This window comes from Candidatus Sodalis pierantonius str. SOPE (assembly GCF_000517405.1).
Classification (GTDB): domain Bacteria; phylum Pseudomonadota; class Gammaproteobacteria; order Enterobacterales; family Enterobacteriaceae; genus Sodalis_C; species Sodalis_C pierantonii.
Genome location: NZ_CP006568.1, coordinates 2,174,767 through 2,195,291 on the forward strand (window position 1 = coordinate 2,174,767; position 20,525 = coordinate 2,195,291).

Here is a 20,525-nt window from a genome sequence, read left to right on the forward strand (position 1 = left end):
TTTCAATTATTGACGACCATGTCGGATTTCTCGCCGGGCTGCGGCAACGCATCCGGCTCTATGTTCATTGTACGCAGTACGCCGCCCATGATGGCGCCAAATACCGGCGCGGAGACCGCCCCGCCGTAGTATTTGCCGCCCTGCGGATCGTTTATCACCACCACCAGCGCAAAGCGCGGATTACTGGCCGGCGCGACTCCGGCGGTATAGGCGATATATTTATTGATATAATTACCGTCCGGCCCGACCTTTTTGGCGGTACCGGTCTTGATGGCGATGCGATAGCCCTTGATCGCGGCTTTGGTACCGCCGCCACCCGGCAGCGCCACGCTTTCCATCATGTGTACCACGGTACGCACCAGCGATTCGGGAAACACCCGCTCTCCCGCCACCGGGGGATCGACCCGGGTAATGGAAAGCGGGCGTAAAATGCCCATACCGCCGATCGTGGCGTAGACCCGCGCTAATTGTAACGGCGTTACCATTAGCCCGTAGCCGTAAGAGAAGGCGGCCCTCTCCATGTCGGACCACCGTTGTTTATGGGGATATAAGCCACTGCTTTCTCCGACCAGCCCCAAATTGGTCGCCTTACCCAATCCAAAGCGCGAGTAAGTTTCTACCAGCGCCGAGGACGGCATCGCTAACGCCAGCTTAGACACACCGACGTTACTCGATTTCTGCAAAATACCTGTCACGGTTAATTCGGCATAGCGCGCCACATCCTTGATTTGGTGGCCGCTAATCATGTAGGGCAGCGTATTGAGTACGCTGTTTTCCCGCACCACGCCGCGCTGCAGCGCGGTCATCACCACCATCGGCTTGACCGTCGAACCCGGCTCGAAAATATCGATGATGGCGCGGTTGCGCATCACGTCCATGGTGGTGCCGGTCAAATTATTGGGGTTGTAGGAGGGGCTGTTGGCCATGGCCAGCACTTCGCCGGTGTTGACATCCACCAGAACCACCGTACCCGATTCGGCCTTATTGAACGCCACGGCGTTATTCAGCTCGCGATACACCAGCGCCTGCAGCCGTTCGTCGATACTCAGCGCCAAGTTGTGCGCCGCCTGACTGTCCACCGAGGAGATATCCTCGATGACCCGGCCGAACCGGTCTTTACGCACCGTACGCTCGCCGGGCTGGCCGGTCAGCCAGCGGTCGAAGCTTTTTTCGATGCCTTCAATGCCCTGGCTATCGATATTGGTCACGCCGATAAGATGCGCGGTTACCTGACCGGCGGGGTAATAGCGCCGTGACTCCTGACGCAGATAAATACCGGGAAGTTTAAGTTTATGGATGTAATCGCCGATAGCAGGATTAACCTGGCGCGCCAAATAGACAAAACGCCCTTTGGGATTGGCGTTGATGCGTGAGGAGAGCTGATCGAGGGGAATGGAAAGCGCATCGGACAGCGCTTTCCAGCGGCTGTCGGCGCTAATACCGCCATGATCGTTGAGCTCTTTCGGATCGGCCCAGATGGCGTTGACCGGCACGCTTACCGCCAGGGGACGGCCGGCGCGGTCGCTTATCATGCCGCGCGCGGTGGGGACTTGCTGCACGCGCAGCGAGCGCATATCTCCTTCACGCACCAGTTTGTCAGGATTGATGACCTGCAAATAGGCCACCCGCAGCATCAACCCCACCAGCGCCAGCAGGATGCAACCGCACAGCAAGGCGAAACGCCAGCTGACAAAGCTGGTCTGATTCTCCTGGCGTTTCAGTTTCATCGTGCGTGCTGCGGCTTTCATGTATCGTTAGCGATCCCTGTGTAGATTACGGTTGAACCACAATATTCTCTTGCGACGGATCCACATGCTGCATTTGCAGTTTCTCGGTGGTGATACGCTCAACGCGGCTGTGATCGCCCAGCGCGTTTTCCTCCAGGATCAGGTTGCGCCACTCAATATCCAGCGTGTCCTTCTCCAGAAGCATCTGCTCACGTTCAGCGGTCAGCCGCCGGGTCTGGTGGGTGGTGGTCACCACCAGACCCGCCGAGACCAGGACCGCAATCAACAGCAGCAGCGGCAGCTTGCCGTGGCGCAACAGATCGCTGCCGATGATCCCGATAAGGCCGTGCCGCTCGTTGCCGATCATGGCGCCAGCTTATCGGCGAAGCGCAGCATCGAACTGCGCGCGCGCGGGTTATCGTTAATCTCCCGCGCCGACGGCTGCATTTTCCCGGCCGCTTTCAGTTGGCGCCGATCCTGATGCTGCGCGGCGATCTGCGCCTCCGTGAGCGGCAGACCCGCCGGCACCTGCGGCCCGCGGCTGTGCTGACGGATAAAATGTTTCACCAGCCGATCCTCTAGCGAATGAAAGCTGATAACCGACAACCTACCGCCGGGGGCCAGCACCGTCAGCGCGCTGTCTAGCGCCCGTTCGATCTCTTCCAGCTCGCTATTGATGTAAATGCGGATCGCCTGGAAACTGCGCGTCGCCGGATGTTTATGCTTATCGCGAAACGGACTGGCGTCGGCAATCAACGCCGCCAGTTCGCGGGTGCGGGTCATCGGCTGCTGGCGATTTCGCGCCACGATGGCCTGAGCAATGCGCTTGGCGAAGCGCTCTTCGCCGAAAGTTTTCAACACCCAAGCAATATCTTCCGCCGACGCTTGCGCCAGCCACTGCGCGGCGGACTGACCGCGCGTGATGTCCATGCGCATATCCAGCGGTCCGTCGCGCATAAACGAAAAGCCGCGTTCCGGATCGTCAAGCTGCGGCGACGAGACGCCCAGATCCAGCAATATGCCGTCAACCCGGCCCAGCAGATCCCTTTCCGCCATGTAATCCGCCATGGCGGAAAATGGCCCATGGATAATGGTAAAACGCGCATCCTCAATGGCCCGCGCCGCTTCGATGGCCGCGGGATCGCGATCGATAGCGAACAGTCGTCCCTGCGCATTCAGCTTTAACAAAATAAGACGTGAATGCCCGCCGCGTCCGAAGGTTCCGTCCAAATAGACGCCATCTGGCCGGAGGTTCAGCCCCTTCACCGCTTCGTTCAGCAACACGGTGGTATGTAAATAATTCTCTGACATGGCTATAGCGATAAGTCTTGCAGCCGGTCGGTAAGCGGTAGCTCCGCCGACAGCTCAGCGTCGATGTCATCCTTGACTTGTTGATACCAGGTCTGTTCGTCCCACAACTCGAACTTATTGAATTGCCCAACCAGCATCACTTCTTTTGACAGTCCGGCATGCTGCCGGAGCGTCGGCGCGAGCAGTATTCTGCCTGCGCCATCCATCTGGCACTCGCTCGCATGCCCCAGCAACAACCGCTGCACCCGGCGTTCCGCGGGGTTCATGCTCGACAATCGCGACAGCTTTTGTTCAATGATTTCCCAGGCCGGCAGGGGGTAAAGCAGCAGACATGGCTGATGGAGGTCAATGGTACACACCATTAAACCTGCCGATTCCTCATTCAGCTTTTCCCGATGACGGGTAGGCACGGCTAGCCGGCCTTTGCTGTCAAGGTTAACCAAGGTTGCGCCACGAAACATGCGTCCGTTTACCCCTTAAAAACCTTAATCACCACTTTGCCCCACAAATTCCCACGCAAAAGAGTGTACGAATGGTGTCAAAACATTGTCAAGCGACTAAATGACTCAGAAGGGATTATTTACATCGGTAATTACCATTTGGCAGGTAAATGCGTAATACATCGCAAAAAAAGCTAAAAATAACATCACTCTATTCATCTTCATTCTGTACAAATTAAAAATATAAATATTCGCGCCTACCAAACCCCTGACGGCCAAAAATCGGGTATAATGGACTTACAGGAAGCGGGAAAGCGCCGCGCGACGCTTGGGCGGATGAAGCAAGGGGGGAGTAACAGAAGGGTTTACCATTCCTCTTTTTTCATACTGCGCAGTTATTTTAACGTCTTTATTAATCGGGCGGAAGCGTTCTGTTCGGCGGCTTAAAATACACCTTCGCTTTTATATGCCCTAATCTTTGTTGATTTTATCATCAAATGTTTATTGGTTAAACGCCCGCTTTATTTTATCGCCAGACTATTCCTAAAAGCGACGCAATTCATTTTTCTTACCGCGCTGGCGCGTTAAAACGTCGGCAGGGTCAGCGGCAAACCCATCACCTCCAACCAATTGATTATCATTATTTTTTATTAACTGACGGCGAGAAATCGTCCCGAAGCCCCCCAGCGGTCATTTTATTGGCACAAATATCGACATTTAACATTTAAATAAAAATTATAATCTACTTCACTTAACACAAGTAGTGATGTACTCTACGCAGCATAAATAATACCTTACAAATCACTTTGGCTGCCGCTTCCCTCGCCGCACGCCCATGATCTTTTCGCGCTGGAGCCGTTACGTTATGTTTGCTGAATCATCCCGTTTACGTAGTGCCGCGGCGGATACCTTTGCGCTGGTGGTGTACTGTTTTTTTACCGGGATGGCGATTGAGATCCTACTGTCCGGCATGAGCCTACAGCAGTCGCTGTCGTCGCGGCTGCTGGCGATTCCGGTCAATGTGATTATCGCCTGGCCATTTGGCCAGTATCGCGACGCGGTGCTGCGTCTGGCGTGGTTGCACGGGCCCAAACAATTCTGGACCCGTAATTTGGCGGATTTGCTGGCATATGCCAGCTTTCAATCACCGGTTTACGCGGTCATTCTTCTGGCGGTGGGGGTGGAATGGCAGCAGCTGATAGCGGCGGTGGCCAGCAATGCGGTGACCTCTATGGTGCTTGGTGTGGTGTACGGCTACTTCTTGGAATATTGCCGCCGGCTGTTCCGGGTGACCGGGACATTGCCGGTCACCTCAGCGCCGTCCCGACAGTTACGTCGACGCCCGGTTCGGCGGCGCGTGATTAATTCCGGCTTAGCTGACCGCGCCGGAACAGACTGCGGCGAATACGCGTCAGGCCCGACTTGGGTCGATGGGGCTCGTCGAGGCTGGCGAGCACCAGCTCCAGCACCCGCTCCGCCACTTCCCGATGGCGCTGGGCAACCGCCAGCACCGGACATTCGAGAAAATCCAACAGCTCGTTATCGCCGAACGTGGCAATAGCCAGATTGGTCGGCAGCCGACCGCTGCGTTTCAGCGTCACGTCCATCACACCTTGCAGCAGTGAAAACGATGTGGTGAACAGCGCCTGCGGCATCGGATTGCTCTCCAGATAGCGGCCAAACAACCCCGCCGCCGCTGAACGCTCGTAGCTGTTGGCATAGAGAAAGTCCGGCTTGCGCCGATCCTGACCCCAGCCGCGGCGAAAGCCCTGTTCGCGCAGAAAACTCACCGACAGCTCCGGTAGCGCGCCAAGATACAGCACGTGCTCCCCCGGAAACTGGCTGAGCTCCTGGGACAACATTTTCGCATCTTCCTCATCCGCGCCGACGACGCTGATAAAGTGCTCGCGATCCAGCGCGCGATCGAGTGCGATGATGGGGAAGGCGTCATTGGCCCAGCGCTGGTAGAACGGATGCTCCGACGACAGGGCGGTAGAGACGATAATGGCGTCCACCTGCCGCTGCAGCAGATGCTCTACGCAGCGCATCTCGTTGTCCGGCTGGTCTTCCGAACAGGCAATCAATAGCTGATAGCCGCGCTGACGCGCCTGGCGCTCGAGATAGTTGGCGATGCGGGTATAACTGGTGTTTTCCAGATCGGGGATAACCAGGCCGATGGAGCGGGTGCGCCCGGCGCGCAGGCCGGCGGCGATCGCATTTGGATGGTAATTATGTTCCCTGACCACTGCCATAACCTTTTCCACGGTTTTATCGCTGACGCGGTATTGTTTCGCTTTGCCGTTAATGACATAACTGGCGGTTGTGCGCGAAACACCAGCCAAGCGCGCGATTTCATCCAGTTTCACATAGACCCCTTTATGCTTATCAATTAACCCTTTGCCCGAATGTCCATAGTCGCACCGGGGAATTCAACCATGCTACAACTATCAGCACAAAATGCTAAGGGAAAATCCAGCGGTCCGTCGCGAGCGCCGTAAGCGCTTGGCTGACGTGGCTGACATCATGAATGCAGTGGAAGAAACGGCAACAGAACTACGGCACGGTATCAGGCCAGGTAGGGCTAACCATGAAGGCGTCAGCGCAGCGCTGCTCAGCGAGCTATCAGGCCGGCCAGGGGTCCCCTCCGTCCCCGGTAAACCCGGCCAGATACGGCCTTACAGCCTACCCTGCCGCTTCGGGGGAAACGCGCCGGTGCAGGATTCAGCTCGGCGTTAAAGCCCTCATGCGCCGGGCGTTACAACCTTTGCGCCCGGCGCATTAAGGGACGCTTAGCCGATAACGCCAACTGCGGCCACCGTTAGTCAAGCGTTCAGCGCATCACTTTGTCGCCGCGCGACAGCCCGACAATACCCGAACGGGCGACTTCAACGATTTCCGCCACTTCGCGCACGGTGGCGAGAAACGCGTCCAATTTCTCGCTGGTGCCCGCAAGCTGTACGGTATAAATGGCCGGGGTGACGTCGACAATCTGACCGCGGAAGATTTCAGCACAGCGTTTGATCTCTTCGCGCCCGAATCCGCTGGCCTGTACTTTCACCAGCATAATCTCCCGTTCCACATGACTGCCGCCCCCCTGCCCCAGTTCGCTGACGCGCAGCACATCCACCAGTTTGTGCAGTTGCTTTTCGATTTGCTCCAGCACTTTCTCATCGCCCATGGTCTGGATGGTCATGCGCGAAAGGGTCGGATCGTCGGTGGGAGCCACGGTCAAACTTTCAATGTTGTAGCCGCGCTGGGAAAACAACCCGATCACCCGGGATAACGCGCCGGATTCGTTTTCCAGTAATACCGATACAATACGGCGCATGATCAGGTCCTCTCCGTTTTACTTAACCACATTTCATCCATACCGCCGCCGCGGATCTGCATGGGGTAAACGTGTTCCGTTCCATCCACCATCACGTCCACGAACACCAGACGGTTTTTCACCGCCAGCGCCTGCGCCAGCTTGGATTCGAGCTCGTCCGGCCGCTCAATCGCGATGCCGACATGACCATAGGCCTCCGCCAATTTCACGAAGTCCGGCAGGGACGCCATATAGGATTGGGAGTGGCGTCCGGAATAAATCATGTCCTGCCACTGCTTTACCATGCCCAAATAGCGGTTGTTCAAACTGACCACCACCACCGGCAAATCGTATTGCAGGGCGGTGGACAGCTCCTGAATATTCATTTGAATACTGCCGTCGCCGGTGATACACAGCACCGTTTCCTGCGGGAAGGCCATTTTCACCCCGAGTGCCGCCGGCAGGCCAAAGCCCATGGTGCCCAGGCCGCCGGAGTTAATCCAGCGCCGCGGTTCATCGAACGGATAATACAACGCGGCAAACATCTGATGCTGACCCACATCGGAGGTGACGTAAGCGTTGCCCTGCGTCAGCCGGTACAGCGTCTCTATCACCGCCTGGGGCTTGATTTTATCGCTGCCGCTGTCGTATTTCAGGCAGGCGCGGGCGCGCCACTGCTCGATATCCCGCCACCAGTCGCGCAGCGCGTCGAACGGCTGGCGGCTCTCGCCCTGCTCCAGCAGCTCCAACATCTGTTCGAGAACATGGCGGGCGTCGCCGACGATCGGCACGTCAGCGGTGACGGTTTTGGAGATCGACGCCGGATCGATATCGATATGCAGCACCGTGGCATCCGGGCAATATTTCGCCAGGTTATTGGTGGTGCGATCGTCGAAGCGCACCCCTACGGCGAAAATCACGTCGGCGCGATGCATCGCCATATTCGCTTCGAAGGTACCGTGCATGCCCAGCATACCGAGGCTTTGCCGATGGCTGCCGGGGAAACTGCCCAGCCCCATCAGCGAGCTCACCACCGGCAGATTCAGCTGTTCCGCCAACTGGCGCAGTTCGCGGTGGCAGGCGGAGGTAATGGCCCCGCCGCCGGTGTAAACCACCGGCCGCTCGGCGGCGAGCAGCGTCGTGAGCGCGCGCCGGATTTGCCCTTTATGGCCCTGGACCGTGGGGTTGTACGAGCGCATCGACACCGAATCGGGATAGAGGTAGGGCAGCTTGTGCGCGGCACTCAGGATGTCCTTGGGCAGATCGATAACCACCGGCCCCGGTCGCCCGCTGGCGGCGAGAGATAGAAAGCCTTTTTCAGCACCTGCGGGATATCTTCGGTTTTCTTTACCAGAAAACTGTGTTTCACCACCGGACGCGAGATCCCTATCATATCGCACTCCTGAAAGGCGTCGTAACCAATCAGCGAGCTGGCCACCTGGCCTGACAGCACCACGAGCGGAATCGAGTCCATATAGGCGGTGGCGATGCCGGTCACCGCATTGGTGGCGCCGGGACCGGAGGTCACCAGCACCACGCCGACCTCGCCGGTGGCGCGGGCGTAGCCATCGGCCATGTGCACCGCGCCCTGTTCGTGACGCACCAGCACATGATCGATCCCGCCGACCGTATGCAATGCATCATAAATATCCAGCACGGCACCGCCGGGATAACCGAATACCTGCTTTACGCCCTGATCAATTAATGACCGGACGACCATCTCGGCTCCTGACAACATCTCCATGGTTTGCCTCCTGGCTTACAGTGTTACGCCGACAGCGGAACGCCTTTCCGATTGTCGTGAGGGACAAGGAATAAGCACCCTGAATACGGTGTTGTTATATTTTATGGCCGATTACGATAGCGCCTGTTAATGATGCAGGCAAACAGCAAAAATTCCCGCGCGAATAACGGCTCTATTTATTACGCTATCGCGCCGCGCCACCGCAAGATATTCCACTGGTTATCCCACTATTTTTGACGGGTTATTTCTGTCTGTAGGTCAATTTTAGCAGGGGTGCGTAAAAGCACGCGCCGGCAAATCCCGCGCTAGCGCCGCAGGGACGCGATGAACGGTTGACCGCGCGCGCCGAATGCGGTACCAATAAGCCTATTAAACGAATTCACTATTGGAATGCAGAGAGTTTATGTTCACGTCTATCCGTCTATTAAGCCTACTACCTACACGCAGAAATGATGCGCGGCAGGCTGGTGCACGGTATTCAGAATTGAATTCGGGCCACTCCAGATAAAAACCCGCGCACTGCGCGGGTTTTTTATGCCTGACGTGTGCGGAAACCTACAGAATAAGGATCGACCATGAGCCAACAAGTCATTATTTTCGATACGACGCTGCGTGATGGTGAACAGGCATTGCAGGCAAGCTTGAGCGTGAAAGAGAAACTGTAAGTTGCGCAGGCGCTGGAAAGAATGGGCGTTGACGTCATGGAGGTGGGTTTTCCGGTGTCCTCCCCAGGTGACTTTGAATCCGTGCAAACCATTGCCCGCCAGATCAAAAACAGTCGCGTCTGCGGCCTGGCGAGCTGCGTCGATCGCTATATTGATGTCGCGGCCGAAACGCTGCGCGTGGCGGAGGCCTTCCGTATCCATGTTTTCCTGGCCACCTCGACCCTGCATGTGGAATCCAAGCTGAAAAAGAGCTTTGACCAGGTGGTTGAAATGGCGGTGCACTCGGTGAAACGCGCGTGCAACTATACCGATGACGTGGAATTTTCCTGCGAAGACGCCGGCCGTACCCCGATCGATAACCTGTGCCGTATCGTCGAAGCCGCCATCAACGCCGGCGCGCGCACGATCAATATTCCCGATACCGTGGGCTACACCACCCCGAATCAGTTCGGCGGCATCATCACCTCGCTGTTCCAACGGGTGCCGAATATCGACAAAGCCATTATTTCGGTCCATTGCCACGACGACCTGGGCATGGCGGTAGGCAACTCCATTGCCGCGATCCAGGCCGGCGCCCGCCAGGTGGAAGGCACCCTCAACGGCATCGGCGAACGCGCCGGTAATACCGCGCTGGAAGAGGTGATAATGGCGATCAAAGTGCGCCAGGACTTGCTGAACGTCCACACCGGCATTCATCATCAAGAAATCTACCGCACCAGCCAGGTGGTCAGCCAGCTGTGCAATATGCCGATTCCCGCCAATAAAGCGGTGGTAGGCGCCAATGCCTTCGCCCACTCTTCCGGTATTCATCAGGACGGCGTGCTGAAAAATCGCCAGAACTACGAAATCATGACGCCGGAAACCATCGGTCTGAAAGAGGTGAAACTGAACCTGACCTCCCGTTCCGGCCGCGCGGCGGTGAAACACCGCATGCAGGAAATGGGCTATCAGGAAAGCGATTACTCCCTGGACGAGCTGTACGACGCTTTCTTGAAGCTGGCCGATAAAAAGGGCCAAGTCTTCGACTACGATCTGAAAGCGCTGGCGTTTATCAACAATCAGCAGGAACTGTCGGAGCATTTCCGCCTAGACTATTTCAGCGTTCAGTCCAGCTCCTCCGATATCGCCACCGCCTCGGTGAAACTGGCCTGCGGTGACGAGCTCCACGCCAAAGCCGCCACCGGCAACGGCCCGGTAGATGCCGTCTACGAGGCACTGAACCGCATTACACAGTTCTCCATTCAGTTAGAGAAGTACCAGTTGACCGCCAAGGGCCACGGCCGGGATGCGCTGGGCCAGATAGATATCGTGGTCAAGTATGAGGGACGCCGCTTCCACGGCGTCGGTCTGGCCACGGATATTATCGAATCCTCCGCCCAGGCGATGGTCAATGCGATGAACAACATTTGGCGCGCGCGGCAGGTCGGTATCGAACTGCGTCGCCTGCACCAGCACAACAACAGTCAGGATATGCAGGAAACGGTGTAATGATGAGCAAGACTTACCATATTGCGGTTTTACCCGGCGACGGTATCAGCCCGGAAGTCATGGCGCAAGCCTATAAGATCCTCAATGCGGTGAGCCAGCGGTTCGGCGTGCGTATCTCCACCAGCGAATATGATGTGGGCGGCGTGGCTATCGACCGTCACGGCAGCCCGCTGCCCGCAGGCACTTTGGCCGGCTGCGAGCAGGCGGACGCGATTCTGTTCGGTTCGGTGGGCGGCCCGAAATGGGAACATCTGCCGGCGGCAGAACAGCCGGAGCGCGGCGCGCTGCTGCCGCTGCGTAAACACTTCAAGCTGTTTTCCAACCTGCGGCCGTCGCGCCTGTATCCGGGGCTGGAGGCATATTGTCCCCTGCTGGCCGATATCGCCGAACGCGGGTTCGATATTCTGTGCGTGCGCGAGCTGACCGGCGGGATTTATTTTGGTCAGCCGAAAGGCCACGAAGGTAGCGGCTCGCCCGAGCACGCTTTTGATACCGAAGTCTACTACCGGTTCGAGATTGAGCGTATCGCCCACATCGCCTTTGAATCGGCGCGCAAACGGCGCAACAAAGTGACCTCCATCGATAAGGCCAACGTGCTGCAAAGCTCTATTCTGTGGCGCGAGGTGGTAAATCAGGTGGCGCAGGACTACCCGGAGGTGGCGCTGTCGCATTTGTATATCGATAACGCCACCATGCAACTGATTAAAGATCCGTCCCAGTTTGACGTGATGCTGTGCTCCAATCTGTTCGGCGATATTCTCTCCGACGAATGCGCCATGATTACCGGCTCGATGGGCATGTTGCCCTCGGCCAGTCTGAATGAACAGGGCTTCGGCATGTATGAGCCCGCCGGCGGCTCGGCACCGGATATCGCCGGCAAAGATATCGCCAACCCGGTGGCGCAGATTCTGTCCACCGCCCTGCTGTTGCGTTACAGCCTGGGGCTGGACGACGCCGCGGACGCCATTGAGCGCGCGGTCAATCAGGCGCTGGAAGCCGGGCACCGCACCGCCGACCTGGCCGGCGGCGGCAGCGCGGTGGGCACCGTCCGCCAGCCGGGCAAAACCTTTGCCACCATGGACCACAATGTGTCCACTCAAACCAAAGATATCAACGCCTGCGGCGAAATAGCCCGCATCCAGATGCAGGAATTAATGAAAAATTGCGCGGAATTCGGCGTGTAGCTGTATGACCTGAATCACCCCTATCAGGGGCTTGTGCATGTCATAGGCCCGGAACAGGGAATGACCCTGCCGGGGATGACCATCGTCTGCGGCTATTCCCATACCGCCACCCACGGCGCCTTTGGCGCGCTGGCGTTCGGTATCGGCACCTCGGAAGTGGAACATGTGCTGGCGACCCAGACGCTGAAACAGTGCCGGGCCAAAACCATGAAAGTGGACGTGACCGGCCACGCCGCCCCCGGCATTACCGCCAAGGATATCGTCCTGGCGATAATCGGTAAAATCGGCTCCGCCGGCGGGACCGGCCACGTGGTGGAATTCAGCGGCGACGCCATCCGCGCGCTCAGCATGGAAGGCCGCATAACCCTTTGCAACATGGCTATCGAGATGGGCGCCAAAGCGGGCCTGGTGGCACCGGACGACACCACCTACGCCTATTTGTAGAACCGGCAATTCGCGCCCAAGGGCGACGATTGGCACCAAGCCGTCCTGTATTGGGACACCCTGAAATCCGACGATGATGCCCATTTCGACAAGGTGGTGACGCTGGATGCGCAAGATATCGCGCCGCAGGTCACCTGGGGCACCAACCCCGGACAGGTCATTGCCGTCAATCAGCTTATCCCGTCGCCGGAGTCGTTCAGCGATCCGGTGGAGCGCCACTCCGCCGCCAAGGCGCTGGCCTATATGGATTTGCAGCCCGGCATCCGTCTGACCGACGTGACGATTGACAAGGTCTTTATCGGATCTTGTACCAACTCGCGCATCGAAGACTTGCGCGCCGCCGCCGCCGGCGTGCAGGCGATCGTGGTGCCCGGCTCGGGGCCGGTCAAAGCGCAAGCGGAAGCGGAAGGGCTGGACAGGATCTTTCTCGAAGCCGGTTTTGAATGGCGCTTGCCCGGCTGCTCGATGTGTCTGGCGATGAACAATGACCGCCTGAACCCCGGGGAACGCTGCGCTTCGACCAGCAACCGCAATTTTGAAGGCCGTCAGGGCCGCGGCGGACGTACCCATCTGGTCAGCCCGGCGATGGCGGCGGCGGCGGCCGGCCGTTTCGCCGATATCCGCAAATTGAATTAAGGAAAGAGTGATGGCTAAATTTACGCAACATACCGGTATCGTGGTGCCCCTTGATGCCGCTAACGTGGATACCGATGCGATCATCCCCAAGCAGTTTTTGCAAAAAGTGACCCGCACCGGTTTCGGACAGCATTTATTTAACGACTGGCGCTTTTTAGATGACGCCGGGCAACAGCCCAACCCGGATTTCGTGCTGAATCAGCCACGTTACCGCGGCGCCAGCATTCTGCTGGCGCGGGAAAATTTCGGCTGCGGCTCTTCCCGTGAGCATGCGCCCTGGGCGTTGACCGATTATGGCTTCCATGCAGTGATAGCGCCGAGCTTTGCCGATATTTTTTACTCCAATAGCTTCAACAATCAGCTGCTGCCGATTACGCTGCCGGAAGATCAGATAAACACGCTGTTCGCCATGGTGGCGGCGCAGGAAGGGATGACCTTCACCGTTGATCTGGAGCGGCAACAGGTGGTGGCCGGTAATGAGGTTTATCTCTTCGAGATAGACAGCTTCCGCCGCCATTGCCTGATTAACGGCCTCGACAGTATTGGCCTGACGTTGATGCATGATGACGCGATAAGCCAATACGAAAGCCGTCAGCCGGCCTTTCTGAACTGACAGCCCCTAGACGCCGCCCCTAACGGGTGCGGCGTTGATAGTTAGCGAACGCGGCAATGATGGCCATTATCCGCCGCGGCTCCGCGCCTCTTTATTGCTTACCGCGACGGTCGTCGCGTTCTTAACGTTGTGGTGTCGTTATTGACCAGCCCGACTCCGATTGGCCCTGATGACGACCGCCGCGCGACACTCTGCGCTACCGCTCGGAAACGCAGCGCGCTAATGCGCGATGCGCGACGTCCTGCGCGCAAAAAAAAGCCGGCGCCATGCGTCGCCGGCTGGTGATCATCACCTGATTCAAGAATTAGGGTGTCTAGGCGCTTGTCCATTGCATCGTTTGCACCGCGGCATTGCCGGCTGGCTGGCCCACCAACCAAGCGTTGAGGAGGTACAGCCGCTCTGCCGCGGCGCAGCGGAGGTGCATCCTGCCGCGCTTTCGGCTTAGTGAGTATCGGCGTAATATACGGAAAGAAAAATAGATGACTTTTCAGAGAGGGTTCCCCTTTTATGGCCTCACCGCGTTTACAGCAGCAATTCATACGCCTGTGGCAAAGCTGCCAGGGCGAATCCCGCGATACCACGCTCAGCGAACTGGCGTTACAGCTCAATTGCTCGCGCCGCCACGTCCGATCGCTACTGAAAAGCATGCAGCACATGGGCTGGCTCAGTTGGCATTCCCAGGCCGGGCGCAGTAAACACTCTCGGCTGGACTTCCATTATACCGGTCTCGGGCTCCAGCAGCAGCGCGCCAGCGAACTCCTCGAGCAAGATCGCATTGATCAACTGGTGCAGTTGGTGGGGGATCGCGAGAGCCTCAGAAACATGCTGCTTTCCCACCTGGGCCGCGGTTTCCGTCAGGGGAAACATATCCTGCGGGTGCTTTACTACCGTCCGCTGAGCAATCTGTTACCCGGTACGCCGCCGCGGCGCTCGGACAATCATATTGTCCGGCAGATCTTCAGCGGCCTGACGCGTATAAATGAGGAAAATGGGGAACTCGAGGCGGATCTGGCCCATCACTGGCAGGCGCTGGCCCCCGATCATTGGCGTTTTTATCTACGTCCAGCGGTGCGTTTTCACCACGGCCAGGAGTGACCGTCGACGATGTCATCCAGTCGCTGTCGCGCATGACCGGCAACCCGCTATTTGCCCCGATCCTGTCTTTGCATTCCCCCGCTCCCCATGCGCTGGATATTAAGCTCGCCGGGCGTGACGATTGGCTGCCCTGGCTGCTGGCGAGCGTATCGGCGATGATCCTGCCCGCCGAATGGCGTACTCTGCCGGATTTCGCCCGCCGGCCCGTTGGCACCGGCCCCTATAGCGTGGTGCGCAACCACCCGAGCCAGCTGACCATCCGCGCGTTCGACGATTACTTCGGCTACCGATCGCTGATTGATGAGGTCAATATCTGGGTGCTGCCGGAGCTGTCCCATGAGCTTAGCTATAGCGGCGTTCAGCTGCAAAACGTGGCTATGCCGCCGGGGAAAGACGGCAGCAGCGACGCCGCTGCGGAGATACGTCAGGAAGAGGGGTGTTACTTTTTACTTTACGACCAGCGCTCGCCGCTGATGCAATGCCCGGAAATACGCCGCTGGCTCTGCGACTACCTCAACCCTCTGGCGCTGCTGCCCTATACCCCGCCCGCAAGCCAGCACTTCTGGTCGCCGGCTTACGGACTGTTGCCGCGCTAGCACCATCGCCGCCATGAACCGCCGGCGGCTAAACCACCAGAACTGACCCGACTGACCCTCACCTTATACCGCAACCATTCGGAATTCGACGTGCTTGCCGCCGCGCTGACCGCGCTATTGGCGGCGCAGTCCATCCAGCTGGACATCAACGCGGTGGAATATGACCAATGGTACCGCGGCGACGCCACCGCGGATATTTGGCTAGGCAGCGCCAATTTCTCGCTGCCGCAGGCGTTTTCGCTGTTTGCCACCCTGTATGAAATACCGCTGCTGCATCGTTGCCTGCCGCCGACGCTTCACGACGCGGCCGAACGTTGGCGCCATCGTCAACTGCCGATGGCGGAGTGGTGCCGGTCGCTGGTTGACGAACATTGGTTTCATCCGCTGTACCACAACTGGCTCAGCCTGCAAGGGCAGCCGTAGCATGCGCGGGATCCGGATGAACACCCTGGGCTGGTTCGATTTCAAATCGGCCTGGTTCGCGCCGCCGGCACCCTAGCTACGCGCAGGCTATCGGCACCCTGGTTACCGTTTCCCTTGTTTTCCGTATTTCCGGCGCCAATGGCGGGATTTACTGTTAACCCGACTCGTAAGCGTTTACAATCAATGCCGTTCTCAACGGGGTGCCCACTCCCGCCGCCCGCCGCGACCGGAGTCAGCTGAGAGAAGACCCGCCGAACCTGATCCGGTTAATACCGGCGAAGGGATTTGAGAGTGCGCTTCTGCCTCAAAGACCTTTGCCACCCTTATCTCAGGAGTGCAAGGTGTTGAAAAAAATGGTTGTTCTGTCTGTTACTGGCCGCCGCCGCGCCGGCGTGGGCCAAACCGACCCTGACGATGTACACCTATGACTCGTTCTCTTCCGGATGGGGCCCGGGGCCGGCGATAAAAACGGCGTTTGAAAAAGAGTGCGGCTGCGAGCTGAAATTCGTCGCGCTGGAAGACGGGGTGGCGCTGCTGAACCGCTTACGCCTGGAAGGCAACAATAGCCGTGCTGACATCGTGCTGGGCCTGGATAACAACCTGCTGCAGGCGGCGCACGATACCGGCCTATTCGCCCCCCATCGGGTCGCTACCGACGCGCTTACGCTGCCCGGCGGCTGGCATGACGACACTTTCCTTCCCTACGACTACGGTTATTTCGCGTTTGTCTATAACCAGACCAAACTTAAAAACCCGCCCGCAGCCTGCATGAGCTGGTGGATGGCCCCGCATCATTAAAAATCATCTATGAAGATCCACGCACCAGCACCCCTGGGCTGGGGCTGCTGCTGTGGGTGCAGAAAATCTATGGCGACGGCGCGCAGGCGGCCTGGGAAAAACTGGCCGCGAAAACCGTTACCGTGACCAAAGGCTGGAGCGAAGCCTATGGCCTGTTCCTGAAAGGGGAAGCGGACATGGTGCTTAGCTACACCACCTCGCCGGCGTACCATATTATCGAAGAGAAGAAAAATCAGTACGCGGCGGCGGACTTCAGCGAAGGACACTACCAGCAGGTGGAAGTGGCCGGGGACCCTGTACACGATTCTGTGTAAATGCCTTTTCTCAGAAGTGACCGTCCAGGCGGTCACCGAACTCGATAATAAAGCGGCTCATTGCCATGCGCCAGTCCCTCAAAGGCATTGTCCATTTCTGTGAGGCCGCCTGTATCGCCAGCCACACCACCTTTTTCACTGCGTCGTCGGTCGGGAACACCTTGCGCTTTTTGATGGCATGCCGGATCACGCTGTTTAACGACTCGATGGCGTTGGTCGTGTAGATCACCTTGCGGATGTCCGTTGGGTAGGCAAAGAACGTGGCCAGATTGGCCCAGTTTGCCTGCCAGTTTCGACTTATTTTCGGGTAACGGATGTCCCAGGCACTGGAGAACGCTTCCAGCGCCTGCAAGCCAGCTTCTTCCGTAGGGGCCTGATTAGATAGCTTTCAGGTCGCGGGTGACGGCCTTGTAGTCCTTCCAGGAGACGAACCGCAGGCTGTTGCGCACCATATGCACGATACACAGCTGGAGCCGCGCCTCCGGATACACCGCGTTAATAGCGTCAGGGAAACCTTTCAGCCCGTCTACGCAGGCGATAAGGATATCGTTCAGGCCGCGGTTTTTCAGCTCTGTCAGCACGTTCAGCCAGAACTTTGCGCCTTCATTTTCGGCCAGCCACATACCTAGCAACTCTTTCTGGCCTTCGATGTTGATGCCCAGCGCCAGGAACACAGATTTGTTGATGATGCGGCTGTCCTGCCGGACTTTTAGAACGATACAGTCAAGATAAACAATGGGATAGACTGCATCCAGAGGCCGGTTTTGCCATTCGACAACCTGCTCCATGACCGCATCGGTGACCTTTGAGACCAGCGCCGGCGAGACATCGGCGTCATACAGCTCTTTGAACGCGGCGGCGATCTCGCGGGTGGTCATCCCTTTGGCGTACAACGATAAAATCTGGTTATCCATCCCGGTAATCCGGGTCTGGTTCTTCTTCACCAGTTGCGGTTCAAAGGAACCGTCACGATCGCGCGGAGTACGCAGCGCCAGCGGGCCATCGCCAGTGGTAACGGTTTTTGTGGAATAGCCGTTGCGGGCGTTGGTCCCCGGTTTAGGCTGATTTTTATCGTAGCCGAGGTGATGGGTCATTTCGGCATTGAGAGCTGCTTCGACGCTGATTTTTTTCAGCAGCCGATCGAAGTGACTGAGATCTTCAGGGGTTTTGAGATTTTTGGCCAGTTCGTTAGCCAGAGCCTGCAACTGTTTTTCGTCCATAAATTAACCTGTTTTTGATGTTGGATTGAACATATCAAAATCAGGCAAATACACAAATTTCTAAACAGGCTCTGGCCCGTCATTAACGCGGATGGAGGCCAAATCCCCCAGCATAACCTGCGCGCCGGCCGCGGTGATAACGGGCAGGTCGCGCAGTTTTTGCACCGAATCCCGCAGCTCGCGCGGATAGCGCACATTAATGGGATAACGTTCGCGCCCCTCGATAGTTTGGCCGATGTTCTCTCCGCCGACGACCGCGGCGACCAGGGTCTGTAGCGCCTGCACCGTTACGCCATAGCGCGCGGCGCGCACCCGGTCGATATCCACATCGATATAGCGTCCGCCTTTCAAGCGCTCCGCCAGCGCCGACGTGACGCCCGGCACCTGCCGTACCACCCGTTCGATTTGCTGTGCGACCTCTTCAATCTGGTCAATGTTATTGCCGTTGACCTTGATGCCCACCGGACTCTTGATACCGGTGGCCAACATATCCAGCCGGTTGCGGATGGGCGGTACCCACACATTGGCAATGCCGGGCAGGGAGACGGCGTTATCCAGCTCGCGCACCAATTTATCCATGGTCATCCCCGGTCGCCACTGCTGCTTGGGTTTGAAATGAATTGTGGTTTCCAGCATGGTCAGCGGCGCCGGATCCGTCGCGATATCCGCCCGGCCCGCTTTGCCGAATACCGTCTCCACTTCCGGCACGGTCTTGATAAGCCGATTGGTCTGCTGTAGTAGCCGAGCGGCTTCGCGCGCCGAGATGCCGGGCAGAGTCGAGGGCATGTACAACAAATCCCCTTCGTCTAGCGGCGGCATGAACTCGCTGCCTAGCCGGCTGAGGGAATAAAGGGTAACCAACAACAGCGCCAGCGATTGACCGAGCGTGGCCCAGGGCCTGGCCAGCACGGGGCGATACAGCGCAATCAGCCAACGGTTAAGGGGATTGGCCCTCTCGTCCGGAATGCGGCCGCGGATAAAGTACCCCATCAGTACCGGCACCAGCGTGATTCCCAGGCCGGCGGCGATCGCCATGGAGTAGGTCTTGGTGAACGCCAGCGGGCTGAACATCCGGCCCTCCTGCGTCTCCAGCGAGAAAACCAGAATGAAAGATAAGGTGATGATCAGCAGGCTACAGAAAAGCGCCGGCCCCACTTCGGTGGCGGCGCGGGCGGAAACGTGCCAATAGTCCTCGTTTGACGGCGTCTTGCCGGGATGATCATGGCGCCACTGCTCCAGCACTTTGTGCATGTTCTCTATCATCACGATGGTGGCGTCGACCATGGCGCCGATGGCGATGGCGATACCTCCAAGCGACATGAAATTGGCGTTAATTCCCTGATAACGCATGACGATGAAGGCGCCCAATATGCCGAGCGGCAGGGTGATTATCGCCACCAGCGCGGAGCGGAAGTGAAACAAAAACAGGCTGCACACCAGCGCCACGACGATAAACTCTTCGAGCAGTTTATGGGATAACGAATCAATGGCCTGTTCAATCAAGTGGGAACGGTCGTAAACCGGCACGATTTCTACGCCCGGCGGCAGACTGAGGCGGATGTCCGCCAGCTTGTTTTTAACGCCGTTGATCGTATCCAGCGCATTTTTACCGTAGCGCATAATGACGATCCCGCCGGCGACTTCTCCTTCCCCGTTCAGTTCCGCCACGCCGCGTCGCATCTCAGATCCGAGGCGGACCTGCGCCACATCGGACAACAATATCGGCACGCCGCCGCGGGCGTCGATGACAATGTGATTGAAATCCGCCAGCGTTTTCAAATAGCCGGCGGTGCCGTACCATATATTCGGCTTCGCTCATCTCCAGCACCGAGCCGCCGCCCTCCTGGTTGGCCTGCTGTACCGCTTCGATGATTTGTTGATGGCTGATATTCAATGCGCGCATCTTGTCCGGCTGCAGCACCAACTGGTATTGCCGCACCATGCCGCCGAGGCTCGCGACTTCCGCCACGTTGGGCACGGTTTTCAACTCAAACTTAAGGACCCAATCCTGCAACGCCCGCAGCTCCGCCAGATTGTGCCGGCCGCTGCGATCCACCAGCGCGTACTCATAAACCCAGCCGACGCCGGTTGCGTCCGGACCCAGGCCGGCGCGGGCCTCCGCCGGCAGCGTCGCTTGCGTCTGGCTCAGGTATTCCAGCACCCGCGATCGTGCCCAATAGGGATCGGTACCATCGGCGAACAGGACATAGATATAAGCATCGCCGAACATGGAGAAGCCGCGCACAGTGGTCGCGCCGGGAACCGACAGCATCGTGGTCGTCAAAGGCCAGGTGACCTGATCTTCTACGACCTGCGGCGCTTTGCCGGGATAGCTGACCCGAACGATGACCTGAACATCGGACAGATCCGGCAGCGCGTCCACCGGCGTACGTTGTAGAGACCAAATGCCCCAGGCCGCCAGCAGCAGCGCCGCCAAGATGACAAGCAGGCGGTTGCGCAGCGACCAGCGAATAGTGAAAGCGATCATTGGTCGCCCCTTACCGGTACGATAGTGGTGAG

7 protein-coding genes, 9 pseudogenes and 1 riboswitch are annotated in these 20,525 nt (G+C 58.0%); of the genes and pseudogenes, 7 read left to right on the forward strand and 9 right to left on the reverse strand.

The window, feature by feature from the left end; translation table 11 throughout:
- Positions 1-2: 2 nt before the first annotated feature.
- From SOPEG_RS11075 to mraZ, 4 genes are read right to left on the reverse strand one after another with little or no spacing between them, the layout of a single operon-like run.
- Positions 3-1,748, reverse strand: a complete 1,746-nt coding sequence (locus tag SOPEG_RS11075; protein ID WP_038468634.1) for a peptidoglycan glycosyltransferase FtsI — start codon at positions 1,746-1,748, stop codon at positions 3-5.
- Between the two features lie 25 nt (positions 1,749-1,773).
- The gene (gene ftsL, locus SOPEG_RS11080; RefSeq protein WP_025245386.1) at positions 1,774-2,094 is read right to left on the reverse strand and encodes a cell division protein FtsL; all 321 of its coding nucleotides are present in this window, start codon (positions 2,092-2,094) and stop codon (positions 1,774-1,776) included.
- On the reverse strand, positions 2,091-3,038 hold the full coding sequence (gene rsmH / locus SOPEG_RS11085) for a 16S rRNA (cytosine(1402)-N(4))-methyltransferase RsmH (RefSeq protein WP_025245387.1): 948 nt from the start codon (positions 3,036-3,038) through the stop codon (positions 2,091-2,093). The genes ftsL and rsmH overlap by 4 nt, the downstream gene beginning before the upstream one ends.
- Before the next feature lie 2 nt (positions 3,039-3,040).
- Positions 3,041-3,499, reverse strand: a complete 459-nt coding sequence (gene mraZ, locus SOPEG_RS11090; protein WP_011410413.1) for a division/cell wall cluster transcriptional repressor MraZ — start codon at positions 3,497-3,499, stop codon at positions 3,041-3,043.
- Between the two features lie 844 nt (positions 3,500-4,343).
- On the opposite strand from mraZ, the pseudogene SOPEG_RS24645 reads away from it, so the two are divergent.
- A pseudogene (locus SOPEG_RS24645) lies at positions 4,344-4,775 on the forward strand (L-alanine exporter AlaE); the annotation flags it as partial.
- A 64-nt stretch (positions 4,776-4,839) separates the two neighbouring features.
- Here the strand turns inward: SOPEG_RS24645 and cra are convergent.
- The 3 genes and pseudogenes from cra to ilvI all read right to left on the reverse strand — a co-directional run bounded on the left by cra (position 4,840) and on the right by ilvI (position 8,529).
- Positions 4,840-5,844 (reverse strand): catabolite repressor/activator, encoded by a 1,005-nt coding sequence (cra, locus tag SOPEG_RS11095; RefSeq protein WP_025245388.1) that lies wholly within the window; start codon positions 5,842-5,844, stop codon positions 4,840-4,842.
- A 464-nt stretch (positions 5,845-6,308) separates the two neighbouring features.
- Entirely contained in the window at positions 6,309-6,806 is a 498-nt protein-coding gene (ilvN, locus tag SOPEG_RS11100) for an acetolactate synthase small subunit (protein WP_025245389.1), read from the reverse strand.
- Positions 6,807-6,808: 2 nt separating this feature from the next.
- Positions 6,809-8,529, reverse strand: a pseudogene (gene ilvI, locus SOPEG_RS11105) (acetolactate synthase 3 large subunit).
- A gap of 575 nt (positions 8,530-9,104) precedes the next feature.
- Here ilvI and leuA point away from each other — a divergent pair.
- The 6 genes and pseudogenes from leuA to thiB form a co-directional block, all read left to right on the forward strand.
- Positions 9,105-10,682 (forward strand): annotated as a pseudogene (gene leuA / locus SOPEG_RS11110) (2-isopropylmalate synthase).
- A gap of 2 nt (positions 10,683-10,684) precedes the next feature.
- Positions 10,685-11,728: pseudogene (gene leuB, locus SOPEG_RS28770) on the forward strand (3-isopropylmalate dehydrogenase); the annotation flags it as partial.
- Positions 11,729-12,946 (forward strand): annotated as a pseudogene (gene leuC, locus SOPEG_RS28775) (3-isopropylmalate dehydratase large subunit); the annotation flags it as partial. It abuts the pseudogene before it with no gap.
- 10 nt (positions 12,947-12,956) lie between these two features.
- The gene (gene leuD / locus SOPEG_RS11125) at positions 12,957-13,559 is read left to right on the forward strand and encodes a 3-isopropylmalate dehydratase small subunit (RefSeq protein ID WP_025245390.1); all 603 of its coding nucleotides are present in this window, start codon (positions 12,957-12,959) and stop codon (positions 13,557-13,559) included.
- Between the two features lie 507 nt (positions 13,560-14,066).
- Positions 14,067-15,749, forward strand: a pseudogene (sgrR, locus tag SOPEG_RS11135) (HTH-type transcriptional regulator SgrR).
- Between the two features lie 110 nt (positions 15,750-15,859).
- Positions 15,860-15,975, forward strand: a riboswitch (TPP riboswitch).
- Positions 15,976-16,030: 55 nt separating this feature from the next.
- Positions 16,031-16,758 (forward strand): annotated as a pseudogene (gene thiB / locus SOPEG_RS11140) (thiamine ABC transporter substrate binding subunit); the annotation flags it as partial.
- A gap of 37 nt (positions 16,759-16,795) precedes the next feature.
- On the opposite strand, the pseudogene SOPEG_RS11145 reads toward thiB, so the two are convergent.
- Positions 16,796-18,005: pseudogene (locus SOPEG_RS11145) on the reverse strand (IS256-like element ISSoEn2 family transposase).
- A gap of 72 nt (positions 18,006-18,077) precedes the next feature.
- Positions 18,078-20,493, reverse strand: a pseudogene (locus tag SOPEG_RS11150) (efflux RND transporter permease subunit); the annotation flags it as partial.
- Positions 20,494-20,525 lie beyond the last annotated feature (32 nt).

Excerpts from the sequence above, each read along its gene's own strand:
- SOPEG_RS11075 (WP_038468634.1), bottom strand. The coding sequence starts at position 1,748 with ATGAAAGCCGCAGCACGCACGATGAAACTGAAACGCCAGGAGAATCAG.
- ftsL (WP_025245386.1), bottom strand. The coding sequence starts at position 2,094 with ATGATCGGCAACGAGCGGCACGGCCTTATCGGGATCATCGGCAGCGAT.
- rsmH (WP_025245387.1), bottom strand. The coding sequence starts at position 3,038 with ATGTCAGAGAATTATTTACATACCACCGTGTTGCTGAACGAAGCGGTG.
- mraZ (WP_011410413.1), bottom strand. The coding sequence starts at position 3,499 with ATGTTTCGTGGCGCAACCTTGGTTAACCTTGACAGCAAAGGCCGGCTA.
- ilvN (WP_025245389.1), bottom strand. The coding sequence starts at position 6,806 with ATGCGCCGTATTGTATCGGTATTACTGGAAAACGAATCCGGCGCGTTA.
- leuD (WP_025245390.1), top strand. The coding sequence starts at position 12,957 with ATGGCTAAATTTACGCAACATACCGGTATCGTGGTGCCCCTTGATGCC.